This is a genomic window from Streptomyces sp. NPDC005799 (assembly GCF_040630525.1).
Taxonomy (GTDB): domain Bacteria; phylum Actinomycetota; class Actinomycetes; order Streptomycetales; family Streptomycetaceae; genus Streptomyces; species Streptomyces griseorubiginosus_B.
Genome location: NZ_JBEXXQ010000027.1, coordinates 92,864 through 108,248 on the forward strand (window position 1 = coordinate 92,864; position 15,385 = coordinate 108,248).

General features: G+C 71.6%; 9 protein-coding genes. 5 read left to right on the forward strand and 4 right to left on the reverse strand.

What is annotated here, in order from left to right:
- Positions 1–25: 25 nt before the first annotated feature.
- The 4 genes from ABZ453_RS26040 to ABZ453_RS26055 form a co-directional block, all read right to left on the reverse strand.
- A complete protein-coding gene (locus ABZ453_RS26040) occupies positions 26–3,667 on the reverse strand; it encodes a multifunctional oxoglutarate decarboxylase/oxoglutarate dehydrogenase thiamine pyrophosphate-binding subunit/dihydrolipoyllysine-residue succinyltransferase subunit (RefSeq protein ID WP_359018187.1) in 3,642 nt (1,213 codons plus the stop codon).
- Between the two features lie 291 nt (positions 3,668–3,958).
- Positions 3,959–5,071, reverse strand: a complete 1,113-nt coding sequence (locus ABZ453_RS26045) for an ATP-binding protein (RefSeq protein WP_358594026.1) — start codon at positions 5,069–5,071, stop codon at positions 3,959–3,961.
- Complete coding sequence (locus ABZ453_RS26050; protein ID WP_058923261.1) at positions 5,068–5,805, reverse strand: response regulator transcription factor; 738 nt, start codon at positions 5,803–5,805, stop codon at positions 5,068–5,070. The genes ABZ453_RS26045 and ABZ453_RS26050 overlap by 4 nt, the downstream gene beginning before the upstream one ends.
- 143 nt (positions 5,806–5,948) lie before the next feature.
- Positions 5,949–6,626: a spermidine synthase gene (locus ABZ453_RS26055; protein ID WP_359018190.1), complete on the reverse strand. Its 678-nt coding sequence runs from the start codon at positions 6,624–6,626 to the stop codon at positions 5,949–5,951.
- Positions 6,627–6,733: 107 nt separating this feature from the next.
- Here ABZ453_RS26055 and ABZ453_RS26060 point away from each other — a divergent pair, with 107 nt between their 5' ends.
- From ABZ453_RS26060 to lon, 5 genes are all read left to right on the forward strand, one after another.
- Positions 6,734–10,732 carry an AAA family ATPase gene (locus ABZ453_RS26060; RefSeq protein WP_359018192.1) on the forward strand — a complete coding sequence of 1,333 codons (3,999 nt, stop codon included), beginning with the start codon at positions 6,734–6,736 and terminating at the stop codon, positions 10,730–10,732.
- Between the two features lie 76 nt (positions 10,733–10,808).
- Positions 10,809–11,183: a hypothetical protein gene (locus ABZ453_RS26065; RefSeq protein ID WP_359018194.1), complete on the forward strand. Its 375-nt coding sequence runs from the start codon at positions 10,809–10,811 to the stop codon at positions 11,181–11,183.
- A complete protein-coding gene (locus ABZ453_RS26070; RefSeq protein ID WP_359018196.1) occupies positions 11,180–11,593 on the forward strand; it encodes a hypothetical protein in 414 nt (137 codons plus the stop codon). The genes ABZ453_RS26065 and ABZ453_RS26070 overlap by 4 nt, the downstream gene beginning before the upstream one ends.
- A 141-nt stretch (positions 11,594–11,734) precedes the next feature.
- On the forward strand, positions 11,735–12,526 hold the full coding sequence (locus ABZ453_RS26075; protein WP_359018198.1) for a rhomboid-like protein: 792 nt from the start codon (positions 11,735–11,737) through the stop codon (positions 12,524–12,526).
- 162 nt (positions 12,527–12,688) lie between these two features.
- Positions 12,689–15,103, forward strand: a complete 2,415-nt coding sequence (gene lon / locus ABZ453_RS26080) for an endopeptidase La (protein ID WP_359018200.1) — start codon at positions 12,689–12,691, stop codon at positions 15,101–15,103.
- Positions 15,104–15,385 lie beyond the last annotated feature (282 nt).

Here is a 15,385-nt window from a genome sequence, read left to right on the forward strand (position 1 = left end):
TGCCGCGTGCTGTCCGCAGGAGCGGTTACGCCTCGAACACCTCGCGCACCAGCTGCTCCTGCTCCGCCTGGTGCCGCTTGGCGGAGCCGACGGCGGGCGAGGAGCTGTGCGGGCGGGAGATCCGGCGCAGGCGCTCGCCCGCCGGGATGTCCGCGCCGACCGCCAGGTCCAGGTGGTCGATCAGGTTCAGGGCGATGAACGGCCAGGCGCCCTGGTTGGCCGGCTCCTCCTGGGCCCAGAGGTACTTCTCGGCGTTCGGGTACTTGGCGATCTCCGCCTGGAGCTCGGCACCCGGCAGCGGGTACAGGCGCTCGATGCGGATGATCGCGGTGTCCGTGACGCCGCGCTTGGCGCGCTCGGCCTCCAGGTCGTAGTACAGCTTGCCCGCCACGAAGACGACCTTGCGGACCGCGGCCGCGTCGACCGTGGAGTCGCCGATGACCGGGCGGAACTGACCCGAGGTGAACTCCTCCGTCTTCGACGCGGCGGCCTTCAGACGCAGCATCGACTTCGGGGTGAAGACCACCAGCGGCTTGTGGTGCGGGTTGTGCACCTGCCAGCGGAGCAGGTGGAAGTAGTTCGACGGGAGCGTGGGCATCGCGACCGTCATGTTGTTCTGCGCGCACAGCTGGAGGAAGCGCTCGACGCGGGCCGAGGAGTGGTCCGGGCCCTGGCCCTCGTAGCCGTGGGGGAGCAGGAGGGTGACGCCGGACGTCTGGCCCCACTTCTGCTCCGCCGCCGAGATGTACTCGTCGACGATGGTCTGCGCGCCGTTGACGAAGTCGCCGAACTGGGCCTCCCACAGCACGAGCGCGTCGGGCCGGGCCAGCGAGTAGCCGTATTCGAAGCCCATGACCGCGTACTCGGAGAGCAGGGAGTTGTAGACGTTGTAGCGGGCCTGGTCCTCGGCGAGGTACTGCAGCGGGGTGTACTCCTCGCCCGTCTCGCGGTTGATGAGGACCGCGTGGCGCTGGCCGAAGGTGCCGCGCTGGGAGTCCTGGCCGGAGAGGCGGACCGGGGTGCCTTCCAGCAGCAACGACCCCACGGCGAGCGTCTCGCCCATGCCCCAGTCGATCGTGCCGTCCTCGACCATCGCCGCCCGGCGCTGCAGCTGCGGCAGCAGACGCGGGTGGACGTGGAAGGTGTCGGGGATGTTGACCTGGGACTCGGCGATCCGCTTCACGGTCTCCGTGGAGATCGCGGTGTTCACGGCGACTGGGAACTCCGCCTGCGGGTCCGACACCGGGCCGGTGGCCGGCTGGGAGGTGACGGCCTCGCGGACCTCCGTGAAGACCTTCTCCAGCTGCCCCTGGTAGTCCTGCAGGGCCTGCTCGGCCTCTTCCAGGGTGATGTCGCCGCGACCGATCAGGGACTCGGTGTAGAGCTTGCGCACCGAGCGCTTCTTGTCGATCAGGTCGTACATCAGAGGCTGGGTGAAGGCCGGGTTGTCCGACTCGTTGTGACCGCGGCGGCGGTAGCAGATGAGGTCGATCACCACGTCCTTGTTGAACGCCTGGCGGAACTCGAAAGCCAGCCGGGCAACGCGGACGACCGCCTCGGGGTCGTCGCCGTTCACGTGGAAGATCGGGGCCTCGATCATCCTCGCCACGTCCGTCGCGTACATCGACGAGCGCGAGGACTCGGGGGCCGCGGTGAAGCCGACCTGGTTGTTGATGACGATGTGGACCGTGCCGCCGGTGCGGTAGCCGCGCAGCTGCGACATGTTCAGGGTCTCGGCCACCACGCCCTGGCCCGCGAAGGCCGCGTCGCCGTGCAGGGCGACCGGCAGGACGGTGAAGTCCGTGCCGCCCTTGTTGATGATGTCCTGCTTGGCGCGGGTGATGCCCTCGATGACCGGGTCGACCGTCTCCAGGTGGGAGGGGTTCGCGGCCAGCGAGACCTTGATCTGCTCGCCGTCCAGACCGGTGAAGGTGCCCTGGGCGCCCAGGTGGTACTTCACGTCGCCGGAGCCGTGCATCGACTTCGGGTCGAGGTTGCCCTCGAACTCGCGGAAGATCTGGGCGTACGACTTGCCGACGATGTTGGCCAGGACGTTCAGCCGGCCGCGGTGGGCCATGCCGATGACGACCTCGTCCAGGCGGGATTCCGCCGCGCTGTCGAGGACCGCGTCCAGCAGCGGGATGACGGACTCGCCGCCCTCCAGGGAGAAGCGCTTCTGGCCGACGTACTTGGTCTGCAGGAAGGTCTCGAAGGCCTCCGCCGCGTTCAGCCGGCGCAGGATGCGCAGCTGCTCCTCGCGCTCCGGCTTGGTGTGGCCGCGCTCCACGCGGTCCTGGATCCACTTGCGCTGCTTGGGGTCCTGGATGTGCATGAACTCGATGCCGGTGGTGCGGCAGTACGAGTCGCGCAGCACGCCGAGGATGTCGCGCAGCTTCATCATCGACTTGCCGGCGAAGCCGCCGACGGCGAACTCGCGCTCCAGGTCCCACAGGGTGAGGCCGTGCTCGGTGATGTCCAGGTCGGGGTGCTTGCGCTGGCGGTACTCCAGCGGGTCGGTGTCGGCCATGACATGGCCGCGGACCCGGTAGGAGTGGATCAGCTCGAAGACACGGGCGGCCTTGGTGACGTCGTCGTCGTGGCTGGCGTCGATGTCCTTGAGCCAGCGGACCGGCTCGTAGGGGATGCGCAGGGCCTCGAAGATGTCGTCGTAGAAGCCGTTCTCGCCGAGGAGGAGGTTCGCGACGGCGCGCAGGAACTCGCCGGAGGCGGCGCCCTGGATCACCCGGTGGTCGTAGGTCGACGTGAGCGTCATGACCTTGGAGATGCCGAGCTTGTTCAGGGTGTCCTGGCTGGTGCCCTGGAACTCCGCCGGGTAGTCCATGGAGCCGACGCCCATGATCACCGACTGGCCGGGCATCAGACGCGGCACGGAGTGGACCGTGCCGAGGCCGCCCGGGTTGGTCAGGGAGACCGTGACACCGGTGAAGTCGTCCATCGTCAGCTTGTTGTCGCGGGCGCGACGGACGATGTCCTCGTAGGCCTGCCAGAACTCGAAGAAGTTCAGGGTCTCGGCCTTCTTGATGGCGGCCACGACGAGCTGGCGGTCACCGTTGGGCTTCACCAGGTCGATGGCGAGGCCCAGGTTGACGTGCGCCGGCTTGATCAGGGTCGGCTTGCCGTCCTTCTCGCCGAACGACCAGTTCATCGACGGCATGGCCTTGATGGCCTGCACCATCGCGTAGCCGATCAGGTGCGTGAAGGAGATCTTCCCGCCCCGGGCGCGCTTGAGGTGGTTGTTGATGACGATGCGGTTGTCGAACAGCAGCTTCACCGGGACGGCGCGGACCGAGGTGGCGGTCGGCAGCTCCAGGGAGGCGTTCATGTTCTTCGCGACGGCGGCGGCGGGACCGCGCAGCGTCACCAGCTCCGGGCCCTGCGGGGCGGCGGCCTCGGCCTTGGCGGCCGGAGCCGGGGTGGCGGGCGCCGGAGCCGCCGCGGTGGTCTCCGCGGGAGCCGGGGTGGCGGCCGCCCCTGGCTTGTAGTCGGCGAAGAAGTCCCACCAGGCTCGGTCAACCGAGTTCGGGTCCTGGAGGTACTGCTGATAGATCTCGTCGACGAGCCACTCGTTCGGACCGAACGCGGCAGCGGGGTTCTTCCCGGCTTGGTCGGTCGAGATGCTCGAGTTACTGGGGGACTGTGGCGACACGGCGGCAACCGCCCTCTTCCGCTTCACAAGGTGATGGACAGCGGAAATAAAGGCTACGCCCCCATGGCCGGTCAGGTCAGGCCGAGCAAGGTCATCGTCGCGTAAGTCACATCTCAAAGCGGGTTTCGGGCCGTGAAATGGCGGGAAACAAGTGTGGTTCCGCTTTGAATCAGGTGCGTCGGGGTGCGACGACGAGGGCCCTGCACACGGCGTGTACGGGCGGGTGCCTGATCACACGTGTCCGTCAGCCCGGACGCAGGTGGATCTTGACGCTCCGGTTCGGACTTTACGTCAACTTGGCACGGATGTCTCTCCCGGAAGGGTGACAAGAATCCGGCAACCCCGCTCGGATTCGGCCACTCCGATCCGGCCTCCGTGCAGATCGACCGCCCAGCGGGCGATCGCGAGCCCGAGACCCGTACCGCCGTCCCCGCCCTGCCCGTTGGACGCGCCCGCGCCGCCGCGGTTGAAGCGTTCGAAGACGCGGTGCCACTCCGAGGGCGGGATGCCCGGGCCCTCGTCCAGCACCTCCAGTTCCAGCGACTCCGGCAGCGCGCCGCGCCGCGCCTTCACGGTCACACGGCCGTGCGGCGGGCTGTGCTTGACCGCGTTGTCGATGAGATTCGCCACAACCTGGTGAATGCGCTCGGGGTCCGCGTGCGCGGTCAGCTCCGGCGGGGTGACGTCGAGGTGCAGATGGACGTCCGTACGGGTGTGGCTGCCGGAGCCCGAGGCGATGCCCGCGCGCGCGGGCACGGCCATGTTGGCCTCCTTCAGCACGCCCGAGAGGTACGGCCACACCTCGAACCGCCGCTTGCGCAGCGGTACGACGCCGTTGTCCAGCCGGGACAGATCCAGCAGCGTCTCCACCAGCCGCCCGAGCCGCTCGGTCTGCTTCAGCGCCGTGCGCATGGTCTCCGGGTCGGCGGTCGTGACGCCGTCGACGATGTTCTCCAGCACCGCGCGCAGACCCGCGATGGGGGTGCGCAGCTCGTGCGAGACGTTTGCCACCAGCTCCTTGCGTTGCCGGTCCTGGGCCTCCAGGTCGTCCGCCATGCGGTTGATCGTCTGGGCGAGGTCGCCCAGCTCGTCCCGGCGGCTCTCGCGCACCCGGCGGGTGTAGTCGCCGTGCGATATCGAGCGGGCGACGGTGTTCATGTCGTCCAGCGGCGCGGTGAGCGAATGGGCCACGAACTGCGTGATGAGCAGTGTGGCGATCATCGAGAAGACCGTGATGAAGCGCAGCTCCGTCGCCGTGCGCATGGCGATCATCATCAGCCCGGTGGTGATGAGGACCGCGATGACGACCAGTGCGCCCAGCTTGGTCTTGATCGAGAACGGGCGCAGACCGCCCCAGGGTTCGGGCTCCCCGGGGCCTCTCCGTGCGGCCGGCCCGTCACTCATGGCGTCGGGGTCTCCAGCGCATAGCCCACGCCGTGCACCGTGCGGATCCGCTCGGCGCCGATCTTCCGGCGGAGCGCCTTGATGTGGCTGTCCACGGTCCGGGTGCCGGAGGCGTCCGCCCAGTCCCACACCTCCGCCAGCAGCTGCTCCCGGGAGAGCACCGCGCGGGGCGTGTTGGCGAGGCACACCAGCAGGTCGAACTCGGTCGGCGTGAGGTGGACGTCCTCGCTGCGGACCCGTACCCGCCGCTGCGCGTGGTCGATCTCCAGCTCGCCGAGCCGCAGGATGCCGCTTCTCGGCGTCGCGGCGGCCAGCGCGGCCCGCTCGACGCGCCGCAGCAGGACGTGCACCCGCGCGGCCAGCTCCCGCATGGAGAACGGCTTGGTCATGTAGTCGTCGGCGCCGACACCGAGTCCGACCAGCATGTCGGTCTCGTCGTCGCGCGCGGTGAGCATCAGCACCGGCACCGGACGGGCGGCCTGCACACGGCGGCAGACCTCCAGCCCGTCGAAGCCGGGCAGCATGATGTCGAGGATCAGCAGATCGGGCTGCCAGGCCTCGGCGGTGTCGACGGCGGCCGGGCCGTCACCCGCGGTCTGCACGAGGAAACCCTCGGCGCGCAGGCGGGCCGCGATGGCGTCCACGATGGTCGGGTCGTCCTCGACCACCAGGACCCGGCGCTGTGCGCCCGGGGTCGCCGTCGTGCCGTTGTGGGATGTGTGGGTCTGCTCCATCGCCCGCCCCTGAGTTGCTTTCCGGAATGCGTGGGGTCATTCCTTCTGACTGGCTATGCCTGGCTGTGCCTGCGCATGCTTGCGATTGACGCTTGAATGATCTGCGTCAGGGAAGCAGAGTACGGGGAGTGACCGTCCCTCGGCTATCCAGGTCGGACGCCGAGATGCACGACGTCGGGAACGCCCCGGGCAACCGGGATCTCTTCGGTACGCACCTGTTGGAACCCGGCATTCCACAGTGTTCCTTCAAATTCCGGAGAGGGCTGTGCCGACCACACCGCGAGCACCCCGCCGGGTTTCAACACCCTTGCGCAGCTTGCGAGTCCGGCCCGCGCGTACAGGCCGTCGTTGCCCTCCGTGACAGTCCAGTCGGGACCGTTGTCGATGTCCAGGCACAGGGCGTCGTACGTGGCGCATGTCTCACGCAGGAATGTCAGCAGATCCGCTTCCACGATCTCGGTACGGGGATCGGCGAGGGCCCGCGCGGAGATGTCCGTGAGCGGACCGTCACGGTGCCAGTCGATGACGGCCGGTTCCCGTTCCACGACGGTGATCGCGCCCCAGCGTGGATTCGCCGCGGCGTGTGCGAGCGAGAAACCGACGCCGAGGCCGCCGATCAGCACGGCCGGGTCCTCGCGGGCGTCCAGGGCCCGCAGCGCGGCGTCGACCAGCAGCCGTTCCGAGCGGCCGTCCGAGGTGTCCATGAGAAAGCAGCCGTTGGCGATGATCTGCAGCAACTCGCCGTGCCGGCGCAGCACGACCTCGCCGTACGGGCCCTCGCGACGGTCCAGGACCACAGGAGTGTCGTAGGTGGTGGTCATGGACCCATCCTGCACGAAGCGGTGTTGACGGCCGGGCGAATTACGGGTGGCTGCCGCACACCACCAGTGCCTACGCTCGAAGCACGGACGGTCCGGGAAGAGCCCTGGTGGACCTCTGGAAGAGCGTGGTGGTTGCCGCCATGACCGCGAAGTACCCGTTCGTGGGACGCGAGGACGTGCTGGGGGAACTCCGTGCCGCCCTGGACCGGGCGGCGGCGGGCCGGGGCGGGCTGGTCACGCTGACGGGACCGGCCGGGGCGGGCAAGACGCGTACGGCGGAGGAGGCCACCGAGCGCGCCGAGGGGTTCCGCACGCTGTGGACCTGGTGCCCGCCGCAGACCGCCGCTCGGGCGTTCCGCCCCTGGTCACGGCTGGTGCGGGAGTTGGTCGCGGACGACGCGGCCTGTGGGCGGCTGGTCACCGCGTCACCGCCGCTGCGGGCGCTGGTCGCCGGCGCCGGTCCCGGCGCCCTGCGCGGCGCGGACCCCGAGGCGGCCCGGCTGCGCCTCACCGGCGACCTGACCGACCTCCTCGCCACGGCCGCCCGCCCCCGACCCCTGCTCCTCGTCCTGGACGACCTCCACGCCGCCGACGCGTCCTCGCTCCGCCTCCTCCTGGAAACGTCCGACGCCACCCGCACCCTGCCGGTCCTGCTGCTGACCACTACCAGGGAGGAGGGGGTGGTGCGGCGGAACCGGCGACGGGACGCCGGCGACGGGAAGGGGGATGGCGGAGGCGCCGGACGTGAGGTCGAAGGGGAGCAGGGCTCTCGGGCGCGTGCGGGTGGGGCCGGGTGGGAGGAGCGGGGATGGGTCTGGGGGCAACTGCTGCGGCGAGGGCGGGTGTTGAGGGTCGGGCCGTTGGGGGAGCGGGACGTCGCGGAGCTGGTCGAGGCGGTGACGGGGACGGCGCCGGAGGCGGATGCGCTGCGGTCCTTCGTCCAACGCACCGGTGGTGAGGCCTTCTTCGTCACCGAGTCGCTGAGGGCCGGGAGTTGGAGCGTGCCGCCGGCCGTCGACGGTACCGGCGCCTCCTCCGTCACCGTACGGGCCGCCGTAGAGGAGCGATTGGCGGATCTGTCACCGCGGGCGGCACGCGTGCTGGACGTCGCCGCGGTGCTCGGCACGCGGTTCCGGCTGGACGTGCTGGCCGAGACGGCGGAGGTGCCGTTGGCGGAGGTGCGGGCGCTGCTCGGCGAGGCGGCCGAGGCCGGGCTGTCGGCCGGGGCGGCGGTGGACCGGGGCGCCTTCCGGCACGACCTGCTGCGGGACGCGGTGTACGACACCCTCACCCCCGCCGACCGTTCCGTCCTGCACCACACCGCAGCCGACGTCCTGGCCGGCTACGCCCGCCGCGGCCGGGACACGGGCCCCGCGGAGGTCGCCCACCACCTGTTCCTCGCCGGCCCCGAACACGCCCCGCGGGCAGCCCGGTTCGCCCGCGAGGCCGCGGCGCGGGCGGAGGCGCTGTACGCGTTCGAGGACGCGGCACGCTGGTACGAGCGGGCGGTGGAGGCATGGGGGCATGGAGCCGTCGAGACCGACGAGAACGAGGGCCCGTCCCCCGGTGAACGGGCCGAGTTCGCCGAGGTGTTGATCGGGCTCGGGACCGCTCGGTTCGGGGCCGGGGAGCCGGGGGCCGCGCGGGAGGCGTTGCTGCGGGCGGCGCGGGTGGCACGGCAGCTCGGACGGGGGGACCTGCTGGCGCGGGCCGCGCTCGGACTGGGGACGGGGCCCGTGGGGTTCGAGGTGGACCTTTCGGACCGGGAACAGGTCGACCTGCTGGTCGAGGCGCGGGACGCGGTGGCAGGCGAGCCCGCTCACGCCGGTCTCCGGGCCGCCGTCACCGCCCGTCTGTCGCTCGCCGGCGGGCTGGTCGAGACCGAGGCGCATCGGGTCGCCCTCGCCGAGGAAGCCGTCCGTCTCGCCGAGGAGACCGGCGACCCGGCGGTTCTCGGACCGGCCCTCGCCGCCCTCTGCGACGCCCTCTCCGGTCCCGACCACTGCCGCGACCGGCTCGCCTGGTCCGCGCGGATCGTGACGACCGCCCGCGACCTGCGCGACCCGGTCCTCGAACTCCTCGGCCGGCGACTGAGGTTGGTGGCCCTGACGGAGACGGGCGCGTTCGCCGCGGCCGACGCGGAAGTGACGGCGTACGAGGCGGTCGTACGACCGCTGCGGCGGCCCCTGTACGCCTGGTACGTACCGCTGTGGCGCGGCTCGCGCGCCCTGATGGAGGGCCGTTACGACGACTGCGCGGCCGCCCTCGACGAGGTGGAGGCACTCGGCCGCGAGGCCGGCAGCGCCAACGCCGCGCTGCTCGCCGGCACCCAGCGCTGGTGTCTGTACACCGACACGGGCGACCTCGACGGCGTGACGCGGCTCCTCGCCGTGATGCCGCCCCTCGACCGCCTCCCCGGTCTGTGGCCGCTGGTGTCGCTCGCGCTTCTCGCCGCGCAGTTCGGCCGCCTGGAGGAGGCCGCGCGCCGTCTGTCGGCGGTGGCGCCCCACCTCGGCACGGCACCCCGCGACAGCGAGTGGCTGCCGATGGTGGCCCAGGCCGCGGAGACGGTGGCCGCGACCGGCTCCCACCCCTGCGCGTCCGCGCTCTACGACCTCCTCGCCCCCTACGCCGGCCTGTACGTGGTCGAGGGCATCGGCGCGGCGGTACGCGGCCCCGTCGACCGCCACCTCGCCCTGCTGGCGGCGGCCATGGGCGACGACCGGCGAGCCCACGCCCACAGGGAGGCCGCACTACGGTCCGCCGAGGCAACGGGCGCGCTGACCGTGGCCGACCGGATCCGAGGTGAGACGGGGGAAGGGTCGGCGGGGGCCCGAGCACGGCGGACGGGCGATGAGGAAGCGGACGGGGAGGGGGCGGCGGGAGCCTGGGCACGGCGGACGGGCGATGAGGAAGCGGACGGGGAGGGGGCGGCTTCTGCGGGGGCCCGTGCGCGGCGGACCGGCGGCGAGGAAGCGGGCGGGGCGAGGGGTGCCGCGAGCGTGGGTGACGGGGCAAGGGGCGGTGTGTCCGGCGTCGGCACGGTGGAGGAGGTAATGGGCGGCGCATCCGGCGGCATGATGGCCGATGCGGCCGGCGGTGCGTCCGCCGAGGGCGCGGTCGACGATGCGGCCGGCGTTGTGTCCGGGGGCGCGGTAGATGATGCGGCGGGCGGTACACCGGGCGGTGGCGCGGTGGAGGGCGCGGGTGGGGGTGCGTCCGCCAGTGGCGTGTTCGGTGGCGGCGTGGTGGACGAGGCGATCAGCGATACGTCGGGCGGCGGGGTGGCCGATGCGGCCGGGGGTGCGTCCGCCGGGGGCGCGGTAGATGATGCGGCGGGCGGTACACCGGGCGGTGGCGCGGTGGAGGGCGCGGGCCGGGGTGCGTCCGCCAGTGGTGGGGTGGAGGGCGCGGTCAGCGGGGCATCCGTCGGCGGCGCGGTGGCCGGAGTGTCCCGGACGCCCCCTCGGGAGGTACCTCCGCATCCCTCTCGGGACGCCCAACCGCATCCCCCTAGGGACGCCGTTCCCCCCGCACCTCCCGTCACCCCCCTCTTCCACCGCGAAGGTCCCCTCTGGCATCTCCGTTACGCGGGTCGTGACGTGCGGATCCCCGACAGCAAGGGGCTGCATGACATCGCCGTCCTGCTCGCCCGCCCCGGCACCCCCGTCCCGGCCGTGGAGCTGGCGTCGCCCGGGGTGTCCGAGGCGGTCGGGGAGCGGTCGGCCGGCCTTCACGCCGAGGGCGACACCGGCGAGGTCATCGACGCCACCGCACGGACCGCGTACCGGCGCAGGCTGCGGGAGCTGGAGGAGGAGGCGCGGGACGCCGACGCCGCCGGGGACGCCGACCACTCCGCCCGGATCGCCGTCGAGCGGGACGCCCTGGTGGCGCAGCTCGCCGCCGCGTACGGCATCGGCGGCCGGGTCCGTCGTACCGGATCCCCCGCCGAACGCGCCCGCACCGCCGTCACCGCGCGCGTCCGGGCCGCCGTACGCCGGATCGGCGAGGTGCATCCCGAACTCGGGCGGCATCTGGAGACCGCCCTGCGCACCGGCACCCTCTGCGTCTACCGGCCCGAAGACCCGCCGGCCTGGGAGCTGTGAGGCGCCGCCGCACATCGTGCCACGCGACCTCACGCCTTCTGTGTCGAAGCGACCACGACGAAGGAAGGCGGACACCATGCCACGCACATCCAAGGCCGAGGCGGAGCTCCAGATGGACGAGCCCGTCATGGAGGGCCGGTACGCCCAGGTCGGGCCCTACACCGTCGGCTACGAGACCGTGAAGCAGGACATGGACCCCGCGCCGCTGTTCCGGGGTCTGCCCGACGACCGCTGTCAGTGCCCGCACTGGGGCCAGGTCCTCACCGGACAGCTGGTGTTCCGGTACGCCGACCACGACGAGGTCTTCCACGCCGGTGACGCCTACTACGGCGCCCCCGGGCATCTGCCCCTCGTCTTCGCCGGAACCGAGATCGTCGAGTTCAGTCCCACCGCCGAGCTGAACGCCACGATGGCGGTCGTCGCCGGCAACCTCGAAGGAGCGCGGTCATGAGCACGCAGACCGACGCCCGGGTCAAGGAACTCGCCGAGCTCTTCGTACGGTTCCTGGAGACCAACACCGCCCCCGACGGGCTGTTCACCGACGACGTCCTCCTCGATCTGACGATCCCGCAGTGGCGGCTGCAGTCCCGGGGCCGCGACGAACTCGTCGCCTTGCGCCGCCGCAGTCACCCCTTCCTCGGCACGGTGCCCCGGTACCGCGTCGACCCGACTCCCACCGGCCTTGTGCTGGAGTTCGAGGAGAGCTGGGAGGACGAGCAGGGCACCTGGTACTGCCGGGAGTTGATGCGCGCCGAGATCCGTGACGGGGCCATCGGCGAGGCGTCCGTGTACTGCACGGGCGACTGGGATCCGGCGACGCGGGAGACGCACGCGAGGGAGGTGAGCCTGCTGCGTCCGTGAACGCCGGTGGACCGTACGGTGGCTGTGAGAAGTTCGTCAACACGCTGAGAAGGCGCTGAGAATCGGCCTGGATGTGGCGTCCGTCATGGACAGTTGCCCGTGGGGGCCCGAAAGGTGGGGGAAACGGAAGGAGCACCTCACGTGGAGCACACCGCGACGGCCGGCACGACGCCCTCGGCCGCGCCTCTTCCCGAGGTCTCCGACCTGCTGGACGGCCTGCCACGTCAGCGTGGCGCGACCACCGCACCCGCGGTGCCGGCACCGGTATCGGTCCCGGCACCGCCGTCCCGTCCTCGCGCCCTCCGCGTCCGGCGGATTCTCCCCACCCCCACCGGCACGCCGTTCACCTTCGGTTACGCGGTGCTGCTGGCCGTCACCTCGACGATCGCCACCTGTGCCTCGCCCTCCCTGCGCCACGCGATCTACCAGGCCTCCAGTACGGACGTGGCGCACCTGCTGCGCACGCCCGTGCAGGTGCTGATCGCGAGTGCGCTGTGGGTCGCGGGCGGGTTCACCTCGCCGTACGTGATCTGCTTCCTGCTGGTGCTGACCGCGTTGGAGCGGCGGCTGGGCGGGGCGCGTACGGCGGTCGTCTTCCTGCTGGGCCACATACTGGCCACCCTCGCCACCGAGGGCACCGTGGGCGTCGCCGTGCTGGCCGGCCATCTGCCCGACAGCTCGCTGCACCGCCTCGACTACGGCATCAGCTTCGGCGTGGCCACCAGCGTGGGCGCCCTGGCGGGGCTGCTCCCGCCGTGGGTGCGCTGGCCGATGCTCACCGTCTTCGCCGGCATGCTGCTGGAGGACCTGAGCGCCTTCACGGACCCGATGACGGACTGGGGCCATCTGATCTCCCTGACGATAGGCATCACCACCTGGCCTCTGATCCGCCGCTGGCACCGCGAGCGAAGCGGGCAGCTTCAGCCCGGGTGACCAGCACGCGAAGCCCTGTTGTCCCTCAGCCCTGATCCAGTTCTGATCCAGCCCTGACCCAGCCCTGATCGCCCACAGCGAACGACGCGCGAACCCGGGAACATCCGCGGAGCGCCGCGCATTGAGTCGGCATAGCTCAACTTGACTGCCGAAAGGGAGATCATGGCTTCGACGTCCACACCGCTCACCCTCCCAGTGCTGCCGCTCGACGACGAGGTCGTGCTGCCCGGAATGGTGGTTCCGCTGGACCTGAACGACGCCGACGTACGCGCAGCGGTGGAGGCCGCCCAGGCCGCCGCCCGCTCCGAGCCGGGCAAGCCCAGAGTGCTCCTGGTCCCGCGCGTCGACGGCACCTACCCCGGCACCGGCGTGCTCGGCACCGTCGAGCAGGTCGGCCGCCTCGCCGACGGCGACCCCGGCGCCCTGATCCGCGGTCGCGGCCGCGTCAAGATCGGCGCCGGCACCACCGGACCGGGCGCGGCGCTGTGGGTCGAGGGCACACGCATCGACGAGACCGTGCCCGAGCCGCTGCCCGGCCACGTCACCGAACTGGTGAAGGAGTACAAGGCCCTCGCCACCGCCTGGCTGCGCAAGCGCGGCGCCTGGCAGGTCGTGGACCGTGTCCAGGCCATCGACGACGTGTCCCAGCTCGCCGACAACTCCGGTTACTCCCCCTTCCTGACCACCGAACAGAAGATCGAGCTGCTGGAGACCGCCGACCCGGTCGCCCGCCTCAAGCTCGCCACCCAGCACCTGCGCGACCACCTGGCCGAGCAGGATGTCGCCGAGACCATCGCCAAGGACGTCCAGGAGGGCGTCGACAAGCAGCAGCGCGAGTTCCTGCTCCGCCGCCAGCTGGAAGCCGTCCGCAAGGAACTGCGCGAGCTGAACGGCGAGAAGGACGGCGAGGAGTCCGACGACTACCGCGCCCGCGTGGAGGCCGCCGACCTGCCGGAGAAGGTGCGGGAAGCCGCCCTGAAGGAGGTCGACAAGCTGGAGCGGTCCAGCGACCAGTCGCCCGAGGGATCGTGGATCCGGACGTGGCTGGACACCGTCCTCGAACTCCCCTGGAACGAGCGGACCGAGGACGCCTACGACATCCAGGGCGCCAAGGCGGTCCTGGACGCCGAGCACTCCGGCCTTCAGGACGTGAAGGAGCGGATCACCGAGTACCTGGCGGTGCGCAAGCGCCGTAGCGACCGGGGCCTCGGTGTCATCGGCGGGCGCCGCGGCGGTGCCGTCCTCGCGCTCGTCGGCCCGCCCGGTGTCGGCAAGACCTCGCTCGGTGAGTCGGTCGCCCACGCCATGGGCCGCAAGTTCGTCCGCGTCGCCCTCGGCGGTGTGCGCGACGAGGCCGAGATCCGCGGTCACCGCCGTACGTACGTCGGCGCGCTGCCCGGCCGGATCGTCCGGGCGATCAAGGAGGCCGGTTCGATGAACCCGGTCGTCCTGCTCGACGAGATCGACAAGGTGGGCTCCGACTTCCGGGGCGACCCGGCGGCCGCCCTGCTCGAGGTCCTCGACCCGGCGCAGAACCACACCTTCCGCGACCACTACCTGGAGGTCGAACTCGACCTGAGCGACGTCGTGTTCCTCGCGACGGCGAACGTCCTGGAAGCCATCCCGGAGGCGCTGCTGGACCGTATGGAGCTGGTCCGCCTGGACGGCTACACCGAGGACGAGAAGGTCGTCATCGCCCGTGACCACCTGCTCCCGCGCCAGCTGGAGCGGGCCGGCATCGACAAGGGCGAGGTCACCCTCGAGGAGAGCGCGCTGCGCAAGCTCGCCGGCGAGTACACCCGCGAGGCGGGCGTGCGCACCCTGGAGCGCTCGATCGCCCGGCTGCTCCGCAAGGTCGCGGCGCAGCACGAACTGGGCGAGCGGGAGCTGCCGTTCACCATCAGGGACGAGGACCTGCGGGCCCTGATCGGGCGGCCGCACCACGTGCCCGAGTCCGCCCAGGACCCGGCCGAGCGCCGTACCGCGGTGCCCGGTGTGGCCACCGGCCTCGCGGTGACCGGCGCGGGCGGCGACGTGCTGTTCGTCGAGGCGTCCCTCGCGGACCCGGAGACGGGCGGCGCGGGCCTGACCCTCACCGGTCAGCTGGGCGACGTGATGAAGGAGAGCGCGCAGATCGCCCTGTCCTTCCTCCGCTCGCACGGCGCGGAACTGGAGCTGCCGGTCGCGGACCTCAAGGACCGCGGCGTGCACATCCACTTCCCGGCGGGCGCGGTGCCCAAGGACGGTCCGAGCGCCGGTGTCACGATGACGACGGCCCTGGCGTCGCTGCTCTCCGGCCGTCTGGTCCGCACGGACGTGGCGATGACCGGTGAGGTCTCGCTGACCGGCCGGGTCCTGCCCATCGGCGGCGTGAAGCAGAAGTTGCTCGCCGCGCACCGCGCCGGGGTGACGACCGTCATCATCCCCAAGCGCAACGAACCCGACCTGGACGACGTGCCCGCGGAGGTGCTGGACAAGCTCGACGTCCACACCGTCACGGACGTCCGCCAGGTCCTGGAGCTGGCCCTCGCGCCCGCCACGAGCGACGCGGAGTCGGAGGTTCCGGCAGCGGCGTGACGGACGCTGCCGGACAGGCAGGGCCCGGGTCCCGTGAGGGAGGCCCGGGCCTTCGCCGTACGTCACGTCATCCGTTGGCCAAGGCCTGCACCGGGTCCAGCGCCCCGTTGCGGTATGTCCCGGGGGATGACCCCCGGACCCCCAGCCGGGGTGGTGTGGTTCTAGCCGTTGGCCAAGGCCTGCACCCGGTCCAGCGCCCCGTTGCGGTATGTCCCGGGGGATGACCCCCGGACCCCCAGCCGGGGTGGTGTGGTTCTAGCCGTTGGCCAAGGCCTGCACCCG

Excerpts from the sequence above, each read along its gene's own strand:
- ABZ453_RS26045 (WP_358594026.1), bottom strand. The coding sequence starts at position 5,071 with ATGAGTGACGGGCCGGCCGCACGGAGAGGCCCCGGGGAGCCCGAACCC.
- ABZ453_RS26050 (WP_058923261.1), bottom strand. The coding sequence starts at position 5,805 with ATGGAGCAGACCCACACATCCCACAACGGCACGACGGCGACCCCGGGC.
- ABZ453_RS26055 (WP_359018190.1), bottom strand. The coding sequence starts at position 6,626 with ATGACCACCACCTACGACACTCCTGTGGTCCTGGACCGTCGCGAGGGC.
- ABZ453_RS26065 (WP_359018194.1), top strand. The coding sequence starts at position 10,809 with ATGCCACGCACATCCAAGGCCGAGGCGGAGCTCCAGATGGACGAGCCC.
- ABZ453_RS26070 (WP_359018196.1), top strand. The coding sequence starts at position 11,180 with ATGAGCACGCAGACCGACGCCCGGGTCAAGGAACTCGCCGAGCTCTTC.
- lon (WP_359018200.1), top strand. The coding sequence starts at position 12,689 with ATGGCTTCGACGTCCACACCGCTCACCCTCCCAGTGCTGCCGCTCGAC.